We start from the raw sequence: 20284 nt of genomic DNA on the forward strand, positions 1-20284 counted from the left end.
GATGGCTAAGGATTGTGATAAAACTCATGCCTAAAAGCAAGTGTGTCGACAAAATTAATCCTATGTCGACCAAATGTGGCTAAGATGCTGTTGTTTTGCCGTGAAATGCGCTTGTTTGACCAGAATGACAGAGTAACGGCCCAAAAACTTGTGTTAGTATGGATGCGCTTTTTAAGGCGGGTAACGATAAGTGCAATGAAACAGGTAGTTATTGCCATCACTCCCGTCTCTAACACGCTATTTTAAGGAGAATTCTGTGTTACAAGCTCTGTTAGATTCGAAGGATTTTCTCGCGCTGACCCTCGCCAATCCTGAAACCCTCGGGGATGAGTTTAGTTTCACCTTAGGGGAACATACCCGAGTCGAGGTGTGGGACACGGGGGTCATCGTTTTTGAGCCAGCACAAGCCCAAGGTAAGGATGTCATTCTCTCCTGCGGTGTCCACGGTAATGAAACCGCCCCCATCGAACTCTGCAATACCTTAATCAAACAGCTTCTCCAACAAAAAATCATCGCCAAACAACGCACGCTGTTTCTTATTGGCAACCCTTTAGCGATTAATAATGGCACTCGTATTATCGACGAGAATATGAATCGTCTCTTTAGTGGTGAGCATTCAAATCCGCCGGGATTAGTGAATCCAGAGCGGGTACGGGCGAAAAAATTAGAAGCCTATGTAGACCGCTTCTTTAAGGGCGCAGCCGCAGGGCGCCAGCGCATCCACTACGATTTACACACGGCGATGCGTGCTTCAAAACACGAAAAGTTTGCGATTTATCCCTATCGTCCCGGTCGGGCTTACAGCGCTGAGCAAATCATGTTTTTAGCGGCCAGTGGCGTGGATACCGTGTTATTTCACCACGAGCCGACGACGACCTTTAGTTATTTTTCCTCCGAGCAGTATGGCGCCGATGCCTTTACCATTGAATTAGGTAAGGTATATCCCATGGGGCAAAACGATATGACGCGTTTTATTGCCGCCCAAGAGATGTTTATGCGCCTTATCACAGACAAACCCTTAGCGCTTGAGCCATTCTCGGCGAATAAGGTGAATTTGTATCAAGTGTGTCGGGTGATTAACAAACATTTTGATGATTTTGAATTTACCTTCGCGACCGATGTCGAAAACTTCCGATCGTTCCCGAAAGGCTTTGTATTGGCCCGAGAGGGTGGACAGGAAATTAAAGTCGAACAGGAATTTGAAGCGATTGTTTTCCCTAATGCTAAGGTGCCCATCGGCAATCGCACTGTGATATGCCTGATCCCTTCAGTCGCGCCAGATGTTCGCTAGTTTTGTAAAGCATTATATACATGCCCACAGGGGATTAGTTGTCGTTTGAACTGTGCCAACGGTTGATAGGTAGTTTACGTTAACGTAATGTTCATCCGGCATATTCGTATAAATTAGGCGTTGTGGATTTTCCATGGCGTAACGAGATAACAAGAGCACAATATGAGCAAAGCAACACTCAACACTGATACAGTGCACCGTGTCGGCTTCTTGGATAAGGCATCGCTTCACATTCCTATCCTTCGAATTCTACAAGCAGACGGCACTACCTATGAAACCGCGGTTTTGCCTGTAATAGATGAAGCCTTAGCCACCAAAATTTACGATACTTGCGTATTCACGCGGGTACTCGACGAACGTATGTTAGGCGCGCAGCGTCAGGGGCGGATCAGCTTCTATATGACCTGTACAGGTGAAGAAGCGGCGATCGTTGGTAGTGTCGCGGCGCTGGACGCTGAGGACGTGATCCTCGCGCAATATCGCGAACATGCGGCGCTGCGTTACCGTGGTTTTACCACTGAGCAGTTTATGAACCAAATGTTCAGCAATGAGAAGGACTTAGGTAAAGGTCGCCAGATGCCAATCCACTATGGCTGTGCGGCGTTAAACTACCAAACCATTTCATCGCCACTGGCTACGCAAATTCCGCAAGCGACAGGTGTCGGTTATAGCTTGAAAATGCAGGGCAAACGTAATGTTGCCGTCTGTTATTTCGGTGAAGGCGCTGCGTCTGAAGGTGACTTCCACGCCGGCTTGAATATGGCGGCGGTGTTAAAATGCCCGGTGATTTTCTTCTGCCGTAACAATGGTTATGCGATTTCCACCCCAACTGAAGAGCAATTTGCCGGTAACGGTATTGCTAGCCGCGGTGTGGGTTACGGTATGCACACCATTCGTGTCGACGGTAACGATATGCTGGCGGTATTAGCGGCAACGCAACAAGCGCGTGCCTATGCGATTGAGCACAATGCCCCCGTGTTGATTGAGGCCATGACTTATCGCCTCGGCGCCCACTCATCTTCTGACGATCCTTCTGGTTATCGCTCAAAAGAAGAAGAGGCGAAATGGCAACAACATGATCCGGTCAAACGCTTCAAATTGTGGTTAATCAACAAAGGCTGGTTGGCCGAGGCCGATGATGCTCAGCGTTACGAAAAGTACCGTGAAGAAGTGTTAGCCGCCGTTAAAGTCGCTGAAAAATTACCTATCCCTATGCTGGATGAGATTATTGAAGACGTGTACGACAAGCCGACGCCAGCGCTGAAAAAGCAGTTGAGTGAGCTTAAAGAACACATCAAGAAATATCCGCAATCCTATCCCAAAAGTGCAGGGAGGCTATAAGCCGTGGCAGAAATGAATATGTTACAGGCCGTCAATGAGGCCTTGTCAATCGCCATGCAATCTGATGAACGCATGGTGGTGTTTGGTGAAGACGTTGGCCACTTCGGCGGAGTGTTTCGCGCAACCTCTGGTTTACAGGAAAAGTTTGGTCGTAGCCGTTGCTTTAACACGCCGCTGACTGAACAAGGCATTGCGGGTTTTGCTAACGGTTTAGCCTCTAATGGTATGACTGCCGTAGCGGAAATCCAGTTTGCTGATTACATCTTTCCTGCGTTCGATCAGATAGTGAATGAATCTGCTAAGTTCCGTTACCGCAGCGGTAATGAATTTAACGTGGGAAGCCTAGTGTTCCGTACACCCTATGGTGGAGGTATTGCGGGCGGTCATTACCATTCGCAATCGCCAGAAGCCTATTTTACCCAAACCCCAGGCTTAAAAGTGGTTGTGCCGCGTAATCCTGCGCAAGCCAAAGGTTTATTATTAGCCTCTATTCGCGATAAAAACCCTGTGGTGTTCTTCGAGCCGAAGCGTTTATACCGTGCTTCTGTGGGTGAAGTCCCTGCGGGCGATTATGAAATCGAGCTGGGTAAAGCCGAAGTGGTGCGTGAAGGGAAAGATATCACCTTAGTGGCCTGGGGCGCACAGATGGAAATCATCGAAAAGGCGGCAGACATGGCGGCAAAAGAGGGGATTTCCTGCGAAATTATTGACTTACGTACACTCGCTCCTTGGGATGTAGATACAGTTGCCGATTCTGTGAAGAAGACCGGCCGCTTACTGATCAACCACGAAGCGCCATTAACGGGTGGTTTTGCGGGTGAAATCGCCGCCACGATTCAGCAAGAGTGTTTCTTGTATTTAGAATCCCCCATCAGCCGTGTATGTGGTCTAGATACCCCATATCCACTGGTCCACGAAAAAGAATATATGCCCGATGCGCTCAAGACCTTTGAAGCCATTAAGGCATCAGTGAACTTCTAGGAGTCCGGTATGATTAAAGATTTTATTTTGCCGGACATTGGTGAAGGCGTTGTCGAGTGCGAACTCGTTGAGTGGTTGGTGCAAGAGGGCGATACGATTGTTGAAGATCAGCCCATTGCCGATGTGATGACAGACAAAGCCTTAGTGCAAATTCCAGCGCCTTTTGCAGGAGTTGTGACCAAGCTGTATTACGCCAAAGGCGATATCGCGAAGGTGCATGCACCGCTTTATGCCGTGCAGATTGAGTCTGACGAAGCTGCGCCTGTTGCAGCGTCTCAACCTCAAGCACACACAGCGACGCAAACATCCGCAAGCCAAGCCAGCGTGGCGGGTACTAGCGTGGAAGAGTTTCTGCTGCCCGATATTGGCGAAGGCATTGTTGAGTGCGAACTGGTCGAATGGCTCGTACAAGAAGGCGATACTGTGGTTGAAGACCAACCCATCGCCGATGTGATGACAGATAAAGCCCTAGTGCAAATTCCCGCCATCAAAGCGGGTAAGATTGTCAAATTGCACTACCGTAAGGGCCAGTTAGCTAAAGTCCATGCGCCACTATTTGCGATTGAGGTTGAAGGCGGCGTTAGTGCGCCAGTCAGCCATGTACAGGAAGCAAGTGTCACCGCTGCGAATACCGCTGCACCAGCAGCTTGCGTGGCGGTGTCCTCGGAGCCTGCTCGCCAAGGCAAAGCCTTAGCCAGCCCAGCTGTTCGCCGTATGGCACGTGCCTTAGATATCGATTTAAGTCGTGTACCTGGTAGTGGCAAACATGGCCGTGTGTATAAGGAAGACATTACTCGCTTCCAAGCGCAAGGCGGCGCAGTGCCTGCCGTTGCGCCAGTGGCGGTAGCCTCAACTGTGGCTCAATCGACCGTATCTACCGCTGTGGCAAGCTCTGTAAGGGCTGACATTGTTGAACCTATCCGTGGCGTGAAAGCCGTGATGGCGAAAATGATGGTGGAATCGGTATCAACCATTCCTCACTTCACCTATTGCGAAGAGTTTGATTTGACTGACCTAGTCGCACTGCGTGAAAGCATGAAGGCCAAGTATTCCTCCGACGAAGTTAAGCTGACTATGATGCCATTCTTTATGAAAGCCATGTCGTTAGCCTTAACGCAGTTCCCTGTGCTTAACAGCCAAGTGAATGCTGATTGTACGGAAATCACCTACAAGGCGCGTCATAACATAGGTATGGCGGTCGACTCTAAGGTGGGATTATTGGTACCAAACGTGAAGGATGTGCAAGATAAGAGCATCCTTGAGGTGGCTGCCGAAATCACTCGCTTAACCAATGCCGCCCGTAGCGGCCGTGTGGCGCCGGCAGATCTTAAAGAAGGCACGATTTCGATTTCGAATATCGGTGCATTGGGTGGCACAGTCGCAACGCCGATTATCAATAAACCGGAAGTCGCGATTGTCGCATTAGGTAAGTTACAAACCTTGCCTCGCTTTAATGCGAAAGGTGAAGTGGAAGCGCGTCAGATCATGCAAGTGAGTTGGTCTGGGGATCACCGTGTAATCGATGGCGGCACCATTGCCCGTTTCTGTAACCTTTGGAAACAATACCTTGAGCAGCCGCAGGATATGCTATTAGCCATGCGCTAATCGGCTTTCAGCCGATACTTACAGCCAATCCTGCAAAACCATTTATCGTTAAATGAACAGTTGACTGTTTTTTCCATACTGCCAAAATCCGAGTGTATAACAGCATTCGGATTTTTTATGCTTCTAATACCAATCACATTAAATATCTAATCAGTTCAGAGCCTCACAGGCATCTCAATCCAAGGCGCATTGACGAAGAAATGGTGATTCCCTTTTAAGTCAATGTAACACAGGAGTGAGATGTCAGTGAGTCTCCCGAAGGGCGGGGTTGAACATGCTTTATACTGCGTTTAAGGCTTTCGAGAGTGCCAGCCTTTGCCTTGTCTAAAGCCCGTTTAACTCCCGCTGAATGAACAGATATTTAATAAGATTCCATCAGTTTTCAGCCGAGTAGCACTCACGTTAAAAAGCAAAACTTTAGCACTAATCAAGCAGACGTAACGGGCGATGCTTTTGGACTCCAAATGGCTCATTCATTGGCAGGGATTCAAAGCCGCGTCAATTTTCATCGTCAGCCAATGATAAATGCTTCCCAAGGTTGCAGCAGGACGAACCCCAAAATGTTGAAGTTGGCGAAGAGTTTTGTATTACCGAAACGAAGCTATTCAAGGGGGGATAAAAGGCCTAATCACGAAGCGATTAGGCCTTCAATAACTGGCAAGCGTACCACATAAATGGGCTTTTCTAGCTGTGTTGCGTTTACGCTTCGTAAACGTTGACGATATTGATGCGTTTTGCCGCATCTAAATCGATATGGCCGCTGTTGGCGATATCCAGAAAGTCAAACGCAGGTAAATCGGCTTCGGCCACATCACCTTTCATCGGTGCGTTGGGATCGCGCTTCAAAGACACAAAGTCAAACTGCTCACGGTCAACACCCTGTGAAGGTGCGGTATTTTGCATGGCGGTGAAAATGGTTTCAATACGGCCAGGATAGAGTCTATCCCACTGATTAAGCATGTCTTTCACAGCTTGGCGCTTGAGGTTTTCCTGCGAGCCACAAAGGTTGCATGGGATGATGGGGAATTTTTTCAATTCCGCATATTCTTCTAAATCCTTTTCGCGGCAATAGGCGAGTGGGCGAATAACTACGTTTGCGCCATCGTCTGAAAGCAACTTAGGTGGCATAGCTTTCATCTTGCCACCGTAGAACATATTGAGGAATAGCGTTTCAATAATATCGTCTCTGTGGTGGCCTAGCGCGATTTTGGTAGCACCAATGCGCTGAGCAAAGCCGTAGAGGGTACCGCGACGCAGGCGTGAGCACAGCGAGCAAGTGGTTTTGCCTTCAGGGATCTTCTCTTTCACAATCGAGTAAGTGTCTTTCTCGAGGATGTGATAGGGAACATTCAAGCTGTCTAAATAGGCGGGCAGCACGTGTTCAGGGAAACCAGGCTGCTTTTGATCTAAGTTAACGGCAATAATTTCGAACTGCACAGGTGCGCGTTGCTGCAGATTAAGCAGAATATCAAGCATGGCATAGCTGTCTTTACCGCCACTCAAACAGCACATAACACGATCGCCATCTTCAATCATGTTGTAGTCGGCAATGGCACTACCGACTTCACGGCGTAGACGCTTCTGTAATTTATTCAGACGGGTAGTTTGTTTTTTTGATAATTCTTCAGGCATTTGACTCGCCGTAACTTCAGACATAGCTTGCAACATAAAAAAGCGCCCAGTAACTCAGTTTCAGGGCGCGTATTATTCCAGCTATCGAAGGCGGGGTAAAGAGCGGCGTGCGTTACGCCTCTTCAAGCGGCGATTTATAACCATCGGGTTTAATGGCTAATAAGTCACAGTTAATGCTATCAATTACATGCTCTGCGGTGTTGCCGATAAGTGCCGCCGAGAATCCAGTCCGACCGACAGTGCCTAAAATCACCAGCTCAGCATCAAGCTGTTCGGCAAGCTCAGGGATAACATCCTCTGGTAAACCTTCTTTCACATGGCAGTGCAGGGTATCAATACCGTAGGCATTGGCCAGATATTGCACTCGTTGTTCGTGCTGCATGCGAATAGTGTCGTTATAGGTTTGTGCATCAAAATCGGGCAGTTCAATAGCAAGATTCACCGGTGTACCTGGATAACCATTGACTAAGTGCACTTCGGCTGCAAATTTTGCGGCTAAATCCTTGGCATGTTCGATAATCTTGCCGTTCAGCATTTGATGATCGGTATCTTCAGTCGCCACGTTGACGGCGCAGAGGATTTTACCCGCTTCTGGCCAATCATGATCTTTGACCATCAACACAGGTACAGGCGCTTTGCGCATCAAATGCCAATCGGTTGGAGTAAAGATCACCGCCTTTAACTTATCGTGGGCGTGGGTGCCCTTAACGATCAAATCATATTGTCCGGCAATCGCATGGTTAATAATGCTTTCAAATGGGCGATTATGCCAAATCACTTGAGTATCTATATCGAGTTGCAAATGGTTGTAAGCAGCCAGCAGATCTTGGATCCACGCTAGGCGCTGATCAATCACGCCTTGGCGCATAGCTTCGCGCTCTTGGCTCGATAGAATCGATGTCATTTCATAGGAGAAGTCAAAAATAGACAGAAACACAGTCACATGGGCGTTACTTTTACTGGCCAAGGTAACAGCTCGGGCGAGTGCAACTTGATTCTCTGTCGTGGGGTCGACTACTACCAGTATTTTTTGATAATCCTTCATAACATGTTCCTTTAGTCATAGGCTCATGTTCATCATGAGCCTTTGGCAATTATCTGTATTGTTCTAGATCAAAACTCTTTTCAAAACCAGTGCCTAGCGCATAATTTGCCATGTTCAAAGCACTAATGTGGGAGGGGGTGACTTATCTGGCGATTCTGGCATTACCCGCCAAGAGATTGAGTTCGTGGTGGTCAACTATGGTGATATATTTGCCTTTGACTTCAATCAAACCTGACTTTTGGAAACGGCCTAATAACCGGCTGATGGTTTCTACCGTCAAACCTAGGTAGTTACCAATGTCACCACGTGTCATGGTTAAGCGGAATTCTTTAGGGGAGAAACCACGGTTGCCAAAACGGTTAGCAAGATTACTGATAAACGCGGCGAGGCGTTCTTCGGCGTTTTTCTTGCTGAGCAGTAAAATCATCTCTTGGTCGCTCATGATTTCATTACTCATTAAGCGCATAATTTGTTGACGTAACTTGGGCATACTGCCTGAAAGCTCATCGAGAATATTGAAGGGGATTTCACACACCATTGAGGTTTCTAAGGCTTGGGCAAAACTCTGATGGGACTGAGCGTGAATACCATCAAAACCAATCACATCACCCGCTAAATGAAAACCCGTGATCTGCTCATCGCCCTGTTCGGTAATCGTATAACTTTTGATGGTGCCAGAGCGGATGGCAAACAGGGATTTCAACGGATCGCCTGATTTAAAAATCTGCTCGCCTTTTTGAATTGGTTTTTTACGCTCAATAATATCGTCGAGTTGGTCGAGCTCATTGGCATTAAGGGTAAACGGAATACAAAGCGTACCCATACTGCAATCGTGACAATGAATTGTGCACCCACTCGCGGCGGGACGGCGGTTTTTATTCTGCTCTATTGTCATGTCGGTTCTCAAGTTAATCCACTGCAGTCATGTTAAACCAATTCATTCGCTTGGGCTAGTTTAGCTGCGATAGGGCGATATATAAAGTTTGTGCACCAAAGGCAATTAAAAGTAAGCCACTCAATAATCTAACGGTTTTTTGCTGCACCCAATTGGCTAAGCGTTTGGCAGCCACTCCGGCACTTAAGAGCGCAGGGAGTGTTCCTAAACCAAAGGCAAGCATAATCAAGGCGCCTTGACTAGCAGATCCAGCCGCCACCGACCAGGTTAAAGTACTATACACTAGCCCGCAGGGCAGCCAGCCCCAAATCAATCCAGCGGTGATGGCCTGCAATGGTGAGGTGATGGGCACGAGACGTTGAGCTAAGGGTTTAAGGTATCGCCACAACACTTGGCCGAGGCGCTCAATCTGCACTATCCCCACCCAGATTTTGGCAATGTAAAGTCCGGTCGCGATCATCATAACACCAGCAATTATTCTCAGGATTAACAGGTAACTGTCGAGTTCGAATAAGTGCCCAAGCATGGCCGATGAGCCACCAACTAAGGCGCCCGCGAGGGTGTAACTTAAAATCCGGCCGAGGTTATAGCTTAATAAGTAGGTGAGTTGATGGGCTAAGTGATTGCCCTGTTTTGGATTTGGAAGCTGGGAGGAAAAGGCGCCAACGAGGCCGCCACACATGCCAAAGCAGTGGGCTGCGCCCATTAAACCAACAAGGAATGCGCCTGTGACGTTATACTCAATCACAGAGGCATGCCTTTGTCTTGGCTTGTGATTTTCTCTTGATTCGGGTTAGCTGCTTGGCTCGGTTTATCGGCATCTTCATCGAAGAGAATCGACACGCTTTGACGGTCTAAGTCATCGAATTGTTCGGATTTTACCGCCCAAAAGAACACGGCTACGGCGATCAACACAAAGATCATCGCGATAGGAATTAGTACATAAATGATGCTCATAACCTAAGCCTATTTCGTTGTTATAATTTAATTCGTAATAATCTCAAACTGTTACCCACAACAATCAAAGAGCTTGCCGACATGCCAAGGGCGGCAATATAAGGCGCAACATGCCCAGTTACCGCCAGCGGTAAAATCAGCGCGTTATAGCCTAATGCCCAAGCGAGGTTTTGACGAATAATTTGTGTGGTCAGTTTAGCAACCTTAACTGCTTGGGTGAAGCGAGAGAGATGATCGCCAAGCAGAATAAGATCGGCGCTGTTTTTGGCAATCGCGCTGCCGCTACCCATAGCCACGGATAAATCTGCACCCGCGAGTACTGGCGCATCATTGATACCATCGCCGAACATCGCGACCGGTGTCGATTGCTGCAATTTAGTCACCAGTGCCAGTTTATCGGCTGGAGTGAGACCGCTGTGGACATCGCTAATCCCGAGTTCTTTAGCCAATTGATGCACATGTCCTGAGCTATCGCCACTGGCGATACTGACCTTGCAACCTTGTTGCTTCAAAATATCGACGGTTTCTTTGCTATCGACGCGGATATTATCTTGGATCTCAATAGTGGCGATGACATCTAGCTGGTCATTGTTGCTACAGGCGAGCCAAATCAGCTGATTTGCAAGCTTGGGCTTGGCGGTAGCACCCGTGAAGCTTGCGTTACCAATGCGGTATTCGGTGCCATTAATCAGGCCTTTTACTCCGAAGCCCACTTCATGGTGAACTTGCTCGGCAATTACATCGGTTTGGCTAAAGCTGGCAAAGGCTGCGGCGATAGGGTGGCGAGAACCTGATTCTAGCGCCGCTGCAATCGCTAGTGCTTGCTCTTTGGTGAAATCGTTATGGCACTCAACTTTGGCAATCGATAGGGTGCCGCAGGTGAGGGTGCCAGTTTTATCAAATACCACATGCTTAATTTGTGGCAGTTTTTCAAAGACGCCAGCTTTGCGGGTAATAATCCCAAGGCGGGTAAAAATCGCGGTCGCACAGGTGACAGCTGTGGGAGTCGCCAGCGCAAGGGCGCAGGGACAGGTGGCCACTAATACCGACAAGGTGACCCAAAAGGCATCTTCGGGGGAGATTTGCAGCCACACCAGATAAGTGACCGTCGCAATCGATAAAATAGTGCCCGAGAAATAACGCGACAATTTATCAGCCAGCATAGCGACGGCAGGCTTAGTGTTTGAGGCTAACTCCTGCAGACGAATAATCTCGGCAACCAATTGATCTTGCCCAAGGGCGGTGACTTTTACCTTGATAGGCTGGTCTAGGTTAATAGTGCCAGCAAACACTTGGCTATCGACGGTTTTTTCAATCGGCATTTGCTCACCGGTGAGCATGGCCTCATTGATGCTGGTGTGGCCGTCAACCACGATGCCGTCAGCGGCGACCATTTCGCCGGGTTTAATGAGGATAATATCCCCGAGGCGTAATTTTTTAGCGGGGATCTCTTCTTGCCCCTGCGTGGTGACCAGGTGCGCCGTCAATGGTACTAACTTGTGGAGATTGCTGGAACTGACGGAGGCTTTTTGTCTTGCCTTCTGCTCGAAATAACGCCCAAGCAGCAGGAAGAAGGTAAACATGGAAACGGATTCAAAATAGACTTCACCTGTGCCGTTAACGGTGGCAAAGCAACTGGCGATATAGGCGCCGCCAATGGCGATAGAGACCGACACATCCATATTGAGTTTGCCACTGAGCAGGGTGCGAATGGCGCTAAAATAGAAGGGCTGCGCCGAATACAGCACCACGGGCGTGGCGAAAATCATGCTCACCCAGCGGAAATAATCCCGATATTGCACATCCAAATCGGTAAAGTAACCGGTATAAAGGGCGAGGGCGAACATCATTACTTGCATAGTAGCAAAACCCGCCAAGCCTAAGCGCAGTAGGAATTTGCGGCTATTTTGCTTTGCGGTCAGTTCCTGCTCATCCACTTGATAGGGCGCAGCTTGATAACCGATACGGCTAATTTGCCCAAGAATATCGCTGAGTTTAACTTGCTGTTTATCCCAGCTGATCATCGCCCTTTGGGTGGTGGAGTTGACCATCACTTGGCTGACACCTGGCAGTTGTTTCACTTTATGTTCGATTAACCAGGCGCAGGCGGCGCAGGTAATGCCGTCGATGGACAGCGACACAGAGTCACTATTTTCCTCTGAGTGGACAAAGTCCTGCTGTACTTCGGGCAAGTCGTAGGCACTAAACTGATTTAATTCATCAGGTACCAGCGCTGTTTGTTTACTGCCGGGCTCGGTTCGAAACTTGTAATAGCTTAATAAGCCTGCATCCACAATGGCTTGAGATACCGCTTGGCAGCCAGGGCAACACATGAGTTCATCGCGATCATTAATGCGGGTGACAAACTGAGTCCCAGTGAGCACAGGCTCATTACAGTGAAAACAACTTGGATGTGTCATAGCAATATTCATTCAACCACAATTAGTTCAACCACAATTGGACGTTGTCTTTGAGTTCGACACGTTGATGAATACGCCATTTGCCATCAAAACCTTCCAGACGGACTTCCCAAGCACCGGTTAATACATCGGGTAGAGTAATGCGATACACATGGTTGGCATCGGCGGTGACTGTGGTCTTAATGTCTCTTTCAGCAATGGTTGGGTGATAAAATTCAACTTTTAATGCGGCTTGGTAGGCAGGTCCACCGTGTTGAGTGAAGAGGAGTTCATGGTGATTCTGTTCGAGTTGCCATTGCATGCCAAGTTGCTTGGCATATTTGACCTTACTCAAGTCCATATTGATGGCTTTGCCTTCTTTGTAATAATCCTCGGCGACCAGAGAGTCAGAGTTCGAGAGGGCAATTTTTAGCGTGGTAAAACTTGCGACGACGGCACACAAAGGAAGAATAATTAAAAACCAAGGCCAAAACTGCTTATACCAGGGTTGTTGTTCGCTCATGTTAAATACCCATAATAAAAATTTGCGCCATTTTACCGTTAAAAGGTGGCTTTAGCACTTTAAAAAAAAGGCCTCGACGTTATCGAGGCCTTAGCGTTACTCACATCTAATTACTTGTTTGACAAGCTATAAACATAAGCTGCGATCACGTGGACTTTCTCTTCACCGAGAACGTCTTTCCATGCTGGCATCACGCCGGCACGGCCGTGTTTGATCGTTTCTTCGATCACACCACGGCTACCACCATATAACCAAACATCGTCAGTTAAGTTAGGTGCGCCCATGAGTTTGTTGCCTTTTGCGTCCATACCGTGACACGCAAAACAACCTTTCATGAATGAACCTTGACCTTGAGCGGCGAGTTTCTCGTCGTGCTCACGGCCAGATAACTTAACAACGTACTCGGCCAGACCTGCAATTTCGCTATCGTCGATTGGCAAACCACCTTTTGGTGGCATCATGCCATGACGACCGTTCATGATAGTGGTCTTGATAGTGGCTAAATCGCCACCGTATAACCAATCACTGTCGGTTAGGTTAGGGAAGCCTTTGCTACCACGTGCGTCAGAGCCATGGCACTGCGCGCAGTTTTGTAGGAACAAACGGCCGCCCACTTTCAACGCTTCTTGGTTTTTCACTAACTCTTCGAGTGGTGTTGCCAAGTAAGCCGCGAAGATTGGGCCATATTTTTCGTTAGCGTGTTTAACTTCTTGGTCGTACTGAACGTACATGCCTTCTTTTGCTGCCAGCTCAATCGCGGCTGCAGAATCGGCTTTAATTCCTTTCTCTGTACCAATGCTTTGGTTAGAGCTGGTCCAGTTTAGTAGACCTTTGTAGTTACCTAAACCTGGGAACAGGGCTAAGTACACTAGGCCAAACACGATAGTGATATAGAACATATAACTCCACCATTTTGGCAGTGGGTTATTGAGTTCTTCGATACCATCGAAACTGTGACCCATGGATTCGCCTTCTTTGACATCAGTGGTGTTCTTTGAACACACACGTAGCAACAGAAAACATCCTGCGATCACAATTAACGAGAGTACGCTAATCCAAATACTCCAGAAGCTACTCATCACTTATTCTCTCCTGAGTCCTTCGATTCCTTGTTAATTTCCTCATCGGAAAACACAAGGTTTGCTGCTTCATCAAAGGATTTTTGACGACGCGAGCTATATGCCCAAGCAAATATACCGACGAAGGTCAGCATCACAATGATGGTTAAAATACCTTGTAATGTGCCGTAATCCATATATTGCCTCCTTATTTGAGTGCGTGACCCAAAGACTGAAGATATGCAATCAAGGCTTCCAGCTCTGTCTTACCTTCAACAGCTTTCTGCGCGCCTGCAATTTCTTCATCGGTGTAAAGATCCTTACCTTTGTAACCGCCTTTATGCATGTTACGCAGAATAGTCATCTTGTCGCCGGTTAACTTGCCGTCTAACTTGTTTTCGGCAAGCCATGGGAAGGCTGGCATATTCGATTGAGGGACCACAGCACGAGGATCAATTAAGTGAACTTCATGCCATTTATCGCTGTAGCGACCGCCAACACGGGCCAAGTCTGGACCAGTACGCTTAGAACCCCATTGGAATGGGTGATCCCAAACAGACTCACCGGCAACAGAGTAGTGACCGTAACGTTCAGTCTCTGCACGTAAAGGACGGATCATCTGGCTGTGGCAGTTGTAGCAACCTTCACGCACATAGATGTCACGGCCTTCAAGTTGCAGGGCAGTGTAGGGTTTCAAACCTTCAACAGGCTCAGTGGTATCTTTTTGGAAAATCAGCGGCGTGATTTCTACTAAGCTACCGAAGCTGATAGCGATAACAGTGAAGATCGCTAACAAACCGATGTTTTTTTCAACTATCTCATGATTAAATTTCATCGAGTTTGCTCCTTAAGCCGCTTTTGCTTCAGCCAGTGCTGGCAATGAATCTTTAGAGGCTTTCACAGTACGGATCACGTTGTATGCCATGATCAGCATACCGGTTAAGAAGAAACAACCACCGAGGAAACGTACGAAGTAGAAAGGATAAGAAGCTTCCAGACTTTCAACAAAGCTATAAGTCAAAGTACCGTCAGCGTTAACTGCACGCCACATCAGACCCTGCATTACACCTGAAATCCACATAGACACGATGTAAAGAACAGTACCGATAGTCGCTAACCAGAAATGCACGTTAACTAACTTGATGCTGTACATACGGCCATGGCCGAACAGTACTGGGATCAAGTGATACAGAGAACCGATAGACACCATTGCCACCCAGCCTAGCGCGCCTGAGTGAACGTGACCCACGGTCCAGTCTGTGTAGTGAGATAAAGCGTTAACTGTCTTGATGGCCATCATCGGACCTTCAAAGGTCGACATACCGTAGAAAGACAGCGAAACCACTAAGAAACGCAGTACTGGGTCAGTACGCAGTTTATGCCATGCGCCAGATAAGGTCATGATACCGTTGATCATACCACCCCAAGATGGTGCGAACAGGATCAGTGACATCACCATACCTAAAGACTGAGTCCAGTCTGGCAGGGCAGTGTAGTGTAAGTGGTGAGGACCAGCCCAAATGTACAGTGCGATCAGTGCCCAGAAGTGCACGATAGACAGACGATATGAGTAAACAGGACGACCCGCTTGCTTAGGAACGAAGTAGTACATCATACCTAAGAAGCCTGCGGTTAACAGGAAGCCTACTGCGTTGTGACCATACCACCATTGCACCATGGCATCGACCGCGCCACTGTACATAGAGTATGACTTGAACAAGCTAACAGGAACGGCCATAGAGTTCACGATGTGAAGCACGGCAACCGTAATGATAAATGCACCAAAGAACCAGTTCGCTACGTAAATATGCGATGTTGTTCGTTTGATAATAGTGCCGAAGAACACTATTGCATAGGAGACCCAAACGATGGTGATAGCGATATCGATTGGCCATTCTAATTCAGCATATTCTTTACCACTGGTGTAACCCATTGGCAGAGTGATTGCTGCTGACAGAATGATGGCTTGCCATCCCCAAAACGTAAATGCAGCTAATTTAGGTGCAAATAGTCGGGTTTGACAGGTGCGTTGTACGACATAATAGGATGTTGCAAAGAGGGCTGATGTTCCGAACGCGAAGATAACCGCATTGGTATGTAATGGTCGCAAGCGACTATACGTAAACCAAGGAGTATCAAAGTTCAGATGTGGCCAGATTAACTGAGCCGCAATTAATACACCGACTGACATACCAACAATACCCCACAAAACTGTGGTTAAGGCAAATTGGCGGACAATGGTGTAATTGTAATCAGCGCCTGTTGGCTGGGAATGGTTCATCATAATGCTTCCACTGCTTATTACTTTTACTTTTAGTAAAGACAAGCTTTACCTGTTATATATGACACAAAGCCCACTTCCCTATTAGGGTTGTGAAGCTATGTCAATGCGTTACCCTACACATTTGTGCTCAAATATGAGGTTTCGCAATGATACTTGAGCCATGTCAAAAAAGATACCAAAGATGGGGTCTGGAAAGTTGATCTAGATCAACCTACGCCATAGAATGTTAACATCTTGCATCACAAGGTTAATTTTTGTGCTTACTCGCAAACTTCTCCCGCTCACCATCATGCTAGTTATGATGAATCTCACTGCTTGTAATGAAAAAGCAACGCAACAGGCCGAAACAAAGGTTGTAGACCCAACACTTTGTGCTTTTACACAGGGTGATTGCATTAAAAATGTCGCAGGTGTTGAACTGCGAATTAGCCTATCACCAGCCCATGCGCCGAGCGAAAAGCCATTAACATTGAAGCTATTAACCTCAGAGCCGATTGACAATCTTCAAATACGTTTAGAAGGTCGAGATATGTTTATGGGTGTTATTCCTGTCAATCTTAATGAACTGAATAAAACTCACTATGAAGGACAGATGATTTACGGTTCTTGCAGCAGTGGATTCATGGTGTGGCGAGGATTTATCCGTTTTAACCGAAACGGAGAGGAACACGCCGTTATTTTTGACTTTCTTGCCGATAATCCTCACTAAAGAGGGTTATTAATTCCCATTAAACCTCTTTTGGTCAATTTAAACCAATAAACGCGTTGAAATAACGATTGATGATGGGTTCTCTACTGATTTTTCAGCTTATTTCATTATTCATCATGATCCTTCCAACTCTCTTTGACCCGCACGAAAATATCGATGTTATTGATAAAAAGTTCGAGTAAATCGGGGTCAAAATGCTTACCCGCTCCTTTGCGCATTTCATCGATCACTTCCTCTAGTGGCCATGCAGCTTTATAGCAACGGGCGTGAGAGAGTGCATCGAACACGTCTGCGATGGCTACAATGCGGGCAAAAATGTGAATTTGATCTTGTTTTAAATTACCTGGATAGCCAGAGCCATCATATTTTTCATGGTGTTGTAAGGCGATAATCGACGCTGCTTTAAGGATTGGCCGCTCTGAATTGGCGAGGATTTGATAGCCAATAGTTGGGTGCTGTCGCATCACTGACCATTCTTGGTCATCTAACTTACCGGGTTTGAGTAACACCGCATCGGGGATGGCGATTTTACCAATATCGTGCATAGGTGAAGCGCGACGTAATAATTCCGCTTCTGTTTCAGATAATCCTGCGAGTAGGGCTAGTTGGGCACAGTATTCAGCCATGCGTTTCACATGATTGGCGGCTTCTTTTGAACGGCTTTCAACCACATCCCCTAAACGTAGGATCAATTCAGATTGAGTATCTTCAACCTCCTGATTTAGGAGTAGATTTTCGAAAGCGACTCCCACATTTATCGCAAATATATCAATGAGTTTTTTATCTAAATCATCAATTCTATCAATCCCATCCATATACAATAGATTGATAAGGCCACTCTTAGTAGGGAAGTAGCCTACAAAGCAATTATCTTCGTATAAACAGCGTTTTTGCACCAATGCGGTGCGAAGCAATTTGTCGATATGCATCGGGAGCGCTTTATTTGGAGGGCTATCAGCAAATTGACCTGTGCCAGCGAGGATTTCTATTTCCGCAGAGTCTACATGGCCACTAATCGCATCCATCGCATTACACGTTAGCAGCAGGGTTTCTGTATCAAGATTAAGCAGGGTAGCAACCTGTGTTAACAAGCCATCGGCAAACTTATACAAGGTTCTGAGCTCAAATAATCCTGAGGTGGCCTCAAGAACGCGCTCTAATCCCTTTCGATGATTCACCTGTGCGCGCCTTGCTTGCTCAATCTCCATAATGTCCCTATACGAACGTAGGGCAGAGTATACACTCGTCATGAGTTTACGGGAGTCTAACTCAGATTTGGCTTTATAATCATTGATATCGTAATTGACTATGACATCTTCTTCAGGGGCTTGCCCTGGTTGCCCTGTACGTAAAATGAGTCGAATCGTTTTGTTTTTATGCTCTTCACGGATCCACTTAACTAATTCTAATCCTGCATGGTCACTTTCCATGACAACGTCAATAAACGCTATCGCAAGATCTTGTTCTTTGACTAACAACTCTTTTGCCTGTTTGGCGCTGTAAGCATTGATGAAGTGGAGCGCTCGGCCATCGAGCTTAAAACGGGAAAGGGCAAGTTTGGTAACGGTGTGAACATCTGGTTCGTCATCGACGACGAGAATTTTCCAAGGTGCAAGAGATGCAGAAGTTTCTATGGTTTTTTTTCCTGAGAAGAGCGGCTTTTTCTTTGAAAGATCAATCACCATCAGAGGCCTCATTGCTAAAGTTACAACGCACAATTAGAGTGTAGTTGAAGCTAATAAAATCAGTAAAAAAATAATTGTTTGTAAGGGTAGGTCACAACCTTTAATAATATTATTGATAATTATTCTCATCCGTATAATATCAAAGTAAACCAACTCATTTTTTAATTTATATGGCATATACAACTGAAAGGATCAACTTATCGATCTCAGAAGAAAAGTTAGCCCAACTCATACGTGATGGCAGTTTATGCGCCTCTGACTTCAGATGCTTAGATGCTCAATCAAAACAAAAAGTCTGGCAATTATGTCTTATTTGTTGTCAAAAACGATTGAGCTGCAGTCAATGTACGCAACCCAGTTGTTCAAAAATTGATATTTTGGTTAATGCCGATAAATAACGTTATCGGCATTTGCCTTTAAGTATTATCATGCAGTAAATAGTTAAATTTTAAAGTTTATATGCAGCTTCCTCCAGTTTTACCTCTGTTTGATTCAATTGAATTCATACAATATGGTAACAGTGTGGTGAATCAATACATCACTCAAGTGAGCTTATCTGATGTACCCGATGCAGGTTTAGTGATGGAACACGCAACCGATTGGTTGTTTGAGCAAAAACACAGTGAAAACAATTATAAAGCCTATCGAAGTGAACTGACCACGTTCCTGCATTGGTGCTTTGATGTCGCGAAAATGTCGCCCACACAGGTGCTACGTAAGGATATGAGTCGTTATGTGGATTACTGTTTGACGCCGCCGCTAGAACTGATCGGTTATTTTAATGTGCCGCAATTTAAATTGGACAAATTGCGCGATGAACGGGTACCAAACAGCCTTTGGCGGCCATTTGTGGGCAAGAAACAGTTAGGGCAAATTCAACCCTATGTGTTGAGCGATAATGCGCTAAAAACCAAGATTGCTATTTTATCCTCGTTTTATAGTTACTTAATAAGCGAGGAGTTTTGTGAGCGTAATCCCGCGCAAATTTGGTTGAATCACAGCCGTTTTGCGCAGAATAAGCAGTATCAAAGACAAACTGATGAAGATGAAAACAGCTTGGCTTTCACAGAATTACAATGGTCCTATGTCATGAGTACAGTCACTCAGTTGGCAACTGAGTTCCCAGAATTGCATCAACGTAGTTTATTCTTGATTTCATTGGTTTATTCCTGTTATCTGCGCATTTCTGATGTTTCGGCGCGGGTCGGCTATTCACCGGTTATGGGGCAATTTAGGCAAAATCCACAGACAGGTATATGGAGTTTTCACATTCCGCTCAGTAAAGGCGGCAAAAAGCGCAGTGTGGCGATTTCCAAAGCATTACTCGATGGCCTAGTAAAATATCGGCAGTTTCTAGGGCTGTCAGATTTTCCCAGTCAAGGTGAACATCATCCTTTATTTGTTCGTCATCGTGCCGCTGGTCGAGGCCGAGATGCAGGTCTTGTGAATGCCAATCTTGGGATCCGGCAAATCCGTGAAGATATTCAGACCATTATTAATCTCGCAGCGGATAATGCGCAAACAGATGGTTTTAATCACGATGCCGAGCAAATGCGAAAACTCACTGCGCATAATATCCGGCACACAGGGATCACCCATGATATCAATATCAATCGTCGACCGTTGTCACACGTGCAAGCCGATGCAGGCCATGAGAGTATCGACACCACATCGAAATATTTGCACACCACACAAATCGAAAGACACGAAAGCGCATTCAATAAGCCATTAGACCATCTACAAGGCATTGGCTAGTGCTGTGTTGGCCTCCCAAATCCCTCCCACATAAAACTGCGCACAATGTGCCTAAAGTTATGTAGAACTGCTTTTTTTTGGATAATCGGGTTCCAAAAAAACAGCCCTGAAAGGGCTGAGTTTT

The 20284-nt window shown here is 46.5% G+C and carries 19 protein-coding genes; 7 read left to right on the plus strand and 12 right to left on the minus strand.

Annotated features, from left to right (window positions below; translation table 11 throughout):
• The first annotated feature begins 256 nt into the window (after positions 1–256).
• The 4 genes from astE (at position 257) to SHD_RS00155 (ending at position 5218) form a co-directional block, all read left to right on the plus strand.
• Positions 257–1291, plus strand: a complete 1035-nt coding sequence (gene astE / locus SHD_RS00140; protein ID WP_023265281.1) for a succinylglutamate desuccinylase — start codon at positions 257–259, stop codon at positions 1289–1291.
• A gap of 162 nt (positions 1292–1453) precedes the next feature.
• Positions 1454–2632: a thiamine pyrophosphate-dependent dehydrogenase E1 component subunit alpha gene (locus tag SHD_RS00145; RefSeq protein WP_023265282.1), complete on the plus strand. Its 1179-nt coding sequence runs from the start codon at positions 1454–1456 to the stop codon at positions 2630–2632.
• A gap of 3 nt (positions 2633–2635) precedes the next feature.
• Entirely contained in the window at positions 2636–3613 is a 978-nt protein-coding gene (locus SHD_RS00150; RefSeq protein ID WP_023265283.1) for an alpha-ketoacid dehydrogenase subunit beta, read from the plus strand.
• Positions 3614–3622: 9 nt separating this feature from the next.
• Positions 3623–5218, plus strand: coding sequence for a dihydrolipoyllysine-residue acetyltransferase (locus SHD_RS00155; protein WP_023265284.1), 1596 nt, complete (start codon positions 3623–3625; stop codon positions 5216–5218).
• A gap of 699 nt (positions 5219–5917) precedes the next feature.
• On the opposite strand, the gene ttcA is transcribed toward SHD_RS00155, so the two are convergent.
• From ttcA to ccoN, 11 genes are all read right to left on the minus strand, one after another.
• Positions 5918–6886 (minus strand): tRNA 2-thiocytidine(32) synthetase TtcA, encoded by a 969-nt coding sequence (gene ttcA / locus SHD_RS00160; RefSeq protein ID WP_023265285.1) that lies wholly within the window; start codon positions 6884–6886, stop codon positions 5918–5920.
• A 76-nt stretch (positions 6887–6962) separates the two neighbouring features.
• Positions 6963–7895 carry a universal stress protein UspE gene (gene uspE / locus SHD_RS00165; RefSeq protein WP_023265286.1) on the minus strand — a complete coding sequence of 311 codons (933 nt, stop codon included), beginning with the start codon at positions 7893–7895 and terminating at the stop codon, positions 6963–6965.
• Positions 7896–8037: 142 nt separating this feature from the next.
• On the minus strand, positions 8038–8790 hold the full coding sequence (gene etrA / locus SHD_RS00170; RefSeq protein ID WP_039976890.1) for an electron transport transcriptional regulator EtrA: 753 nt from the start codon (positions 8788–8790) through the stop codon (positions 8038–8040).
• A 55-nt stretch (positions 8791–8845) separates the two neighbouring features.
• Positions 8846–9538, minus strand: a complete 693-nt coding sequence (locus SHD_RS00175; RefSeq protein ID WP_023265288.1) for a sulfite exporter TauE/SafE family protein — start codon at positions 9536–9538, stop codon at positions 8846–8848.
• A complete protein-coding gene (gene ccoS, locus SHD_RS00180) occupies positions 9535–9747 on the minus strand; it encodes a cbb3-type cytochrome oxidase assembly protein CcoS (protein ID WP_023265289.1) in 213 nt (70 codons plus the stop codon). The genes SHD_RS00175 and ccoS overlap by 4 nt, the downstream gene beginning before the upstream one ends.
• Before the next feature lie 20 nt (positions 9748–9767).
• Positions 9768–12167: a heavy metal translocating P-type ATPase gene (locus SHD_RS00185; RefSeq protein ID WP_039976891.1), complete on the minus strand. Its 2400-nt coding sequence runs from the start codon at positions 12165–12167 to the stop codon at positions 9768–9770.
• A 22-nt stretch (positions 12168–12189) separates the two neighbouring features.
• Positions 12190–12669, minus strand: a complete 480-nt coding sequence (locus SHD_RS00190; RefSeq protein ID WP_023265291.1) for a FixH family protein — start codon at positions 12667–12669, stop codon at positions 12190–12192.
• A 110-nt stretch (positions 12670–12779) separates the two neighbouring features.
• Positions 12780–13748 carry a cytochrome-c oxidase, cbb3-type subunit III gene (ccoP, locus tag SHD_RS00195; protein ID WP_023265292.1) on the minus strand — a complete coding sequence of 323 codons (969 nt, stop codon included), beginning with the start codon at positions 13746–13748 and terminating at the stop codon, positions 12780–12782.
• Positions 13748–13924 (minus strand): CcoQ/FixQ family Cbb3-type cytochrome c oxidase assembly chaperone, encoded by a 177-nt coding sequence (locus SHD_RS00200; protein WP_023265293.1) that lies wholly within the window; start codon positions 13922–13924, stop codon positions 13748–13750. The genes ccoP and SHD_RS00200 overlap by 1 nt, the downstream gene beginning before the upstream one ends.
• Before the next feature lie 11 nt (positions 13925–13935).
• Positions 13936–14562 (minus strand): cytochrome-c oxidase, cbb3-type subunit II, encoded by a 627-nt coding sequence (gene ccoO / locus SHD_RS00205; RefSeq protein WP_023265294.1) that lies wholly within the window; start codon positions 14560–14562, stop codon positions 13936–13938.
• Between the two features lie 12 nt (positions 14563–14574).
• On the minus strand, positions 14575–16011 hold the full coding sequence (gene ccoN, locus SHD_RS00210) for a cytochrome-c oxidase, cbb3-type subunit I (RefSeq protein ID WP_011072351.1): 1437 nt from the start codon (positions 16009–16011) through the stop codon (positions 14575–14577).
• Positions 16012–16234: 223 nt separating this feature from the next.
• Here ccoN and SHD_RS00215 point away from each other — a divergent pair, with 223 nt between their 5' ends.
• A complete protein-coding gene (locus SHD_RS00215) occupies positions 16235–16720 on the plus strand; it encodes a hypothetical protein (protein WP_039976894.1) in 486 nt (161 codons plus the stop codon).
• A gap of 107 nt (positions 16721–16827) precedes the next feature.
• On the opposite strand, the gene SHD_RS00220 is transcribed toward SHD_RS00215, so the two are convergent.
• Positions 16828–18405: a DUF3369 domain-containing protein gene (locus tag SHD_RS00220; protein ID WP_023265296.1), complete on the minus strand. Its 1578-nt coding sequence runs from the start codon at positions 18403–18405 to the stop codon at positions 16828–16830.
• A gap of 170 nt (positions 18406–18575) precedes the next feature.
• Here SHD_RS00220 and SHD_RS22155 point away from each other — a divergent pair, with 170 nt between their 5' ends.
• Entirely contained in the window at positions 18576–18803 is a 228-nt protein-coding gene (locus SHD_RS22155; RefSeq protein ID WP_039976895.1) for a hypothetical protein, read from the plus strand.
• Between the two features lie 61 nt (positions 18804–18864).
• Positions 18865–20160 (plus strand): tyrosine-type recombinase/integrase, encoded by a 1296-nt coding sequence (locus SHD_RS00230; RefSeq protein WP_023265297.1) that lies wholly within the window; start codon positions 18865–18867, stop codon positions 20158–20160.
• The last annotated feature ends 124 nt before the right edge of the window (positions 20161–20284 follow it).

It is taken from the genome of Shewanella decolorationis S12, from assembly GCF_000485795.1.
Taxonomy (GTDB): domain Bacteria; phylum Pseudomonadota; class Gammaproteobacteria; order Enterobacterales; family Shewanellaceae; genus Shewanella; species Shewanella decolorationis.

Bases quoted from the DNA above. Each gene is read 5' to 3' on its own strand.
- SHD_RS00145 (WP_023265282.1), top strand. From the start codon at position 1,454: ATGAGCAAAGCAACACTCAACACTGATACAGTGCACCGTGTCGGCTTC.
- SHD_RS00155 (WP_023265284.1), top strand. From the start codon at position 3,623: ATGATTAAAGATTTTATTTTGCCGGACATTGGTGAAGGCGTTGTCGAG.
- ttcA (WP_023265285.1), bottom strand. From the start codon at position 6,886: ATGTTGCAAGCTATGTCTGAAGTTACGGCGAGTCAAATGCCTGAAGAA.
- uspE (WP_023265286.1), bottom strand. From the start codon at position 7,895: ATGAAGGATTATCAAAAAATACTGGTAGTAGTCGACCCCACGACAGAG.
- etrA (WP_039976890.1), bottom strand. From the start codon at position 8,790: ATGACAATAGAGCAGAATAAAAACCGCCGTCCCGCCGCGAGTGGGTGC.
- ccoS (WP_023265289.1), bottom strand. From the start codon at position 9,747: ATGAGCATCATTTATGTACTAATTCCTATCGCGATGATCTTTGTGTTG.
- SHD_RS00185 (WP_039976891.1), bottom strand. From the start codon at position 12,167: ATGACACATCCAAGTTGTTTTCACTGTAATGAGCCTGTGCTCACTGGG.
- SHD_RS00190 (WP_023265291.1), bottom strand. From the start codon at position 12,669: ATGAGCGAACAACAACCCTGGTATAAGCAGTTTTGGCCTTGGTTTTTA.
- ccoP (WP_023265292.1), bottom strand. From the start codon at position 13,748: ATGAGTAGCTTCTGGAGTATTTGGATTAGCGTACTCTCGTTAATTGTG.
- SHD_RS00200 (WP_023265293.1), bottom strand. From the start codon at position 13,924: ATGGATTACGGCACATTACAAGGTATTTTAACCATCATTGTGATGCTG.
- ccoO (WP_023265294.1), bottom strand. From the start codon at position 14,562: ATGAAATTTAATCATGAGATAGTTGAAAAAAACATCGGTTTGTTAGCG.
- ccoN (WP_011072351.1), bottom strand. From the start codon at position 16,011: ATGATGAACCATTCCCAGCCAACAGGCGCTGATTACAATTACACCATT.
- SHD_RS00215 (WP_039976894.1), top strand. From the start codon at position 16,235: ATGTTAACATCTTGCATCACAAGGTTAATTTTTGTGCTTACTCGCAAA.
- SHD_RS00220 (WP_023265296.1), bottom strand. From the start codon at position 18,405: ATGGTGATTGATCTTTCAAAGAAAAAGCCGCTCTTCTCAGGAAAAAAA.
- SHD_RS22155 (WP_039976895.1), top strand. From the start codon at position 18,576: ATGGCATATACAACTGAAAGGATCAACTTATCGATCTCAGAAGAAAAG.
- SHD_RS00230 (WP_023265297.1), top strand. From the start codon at position 18,865: ATGCAGCTTCCTCCAGTTTTACCTCTGTTTGATTCAATTGAATTCATA.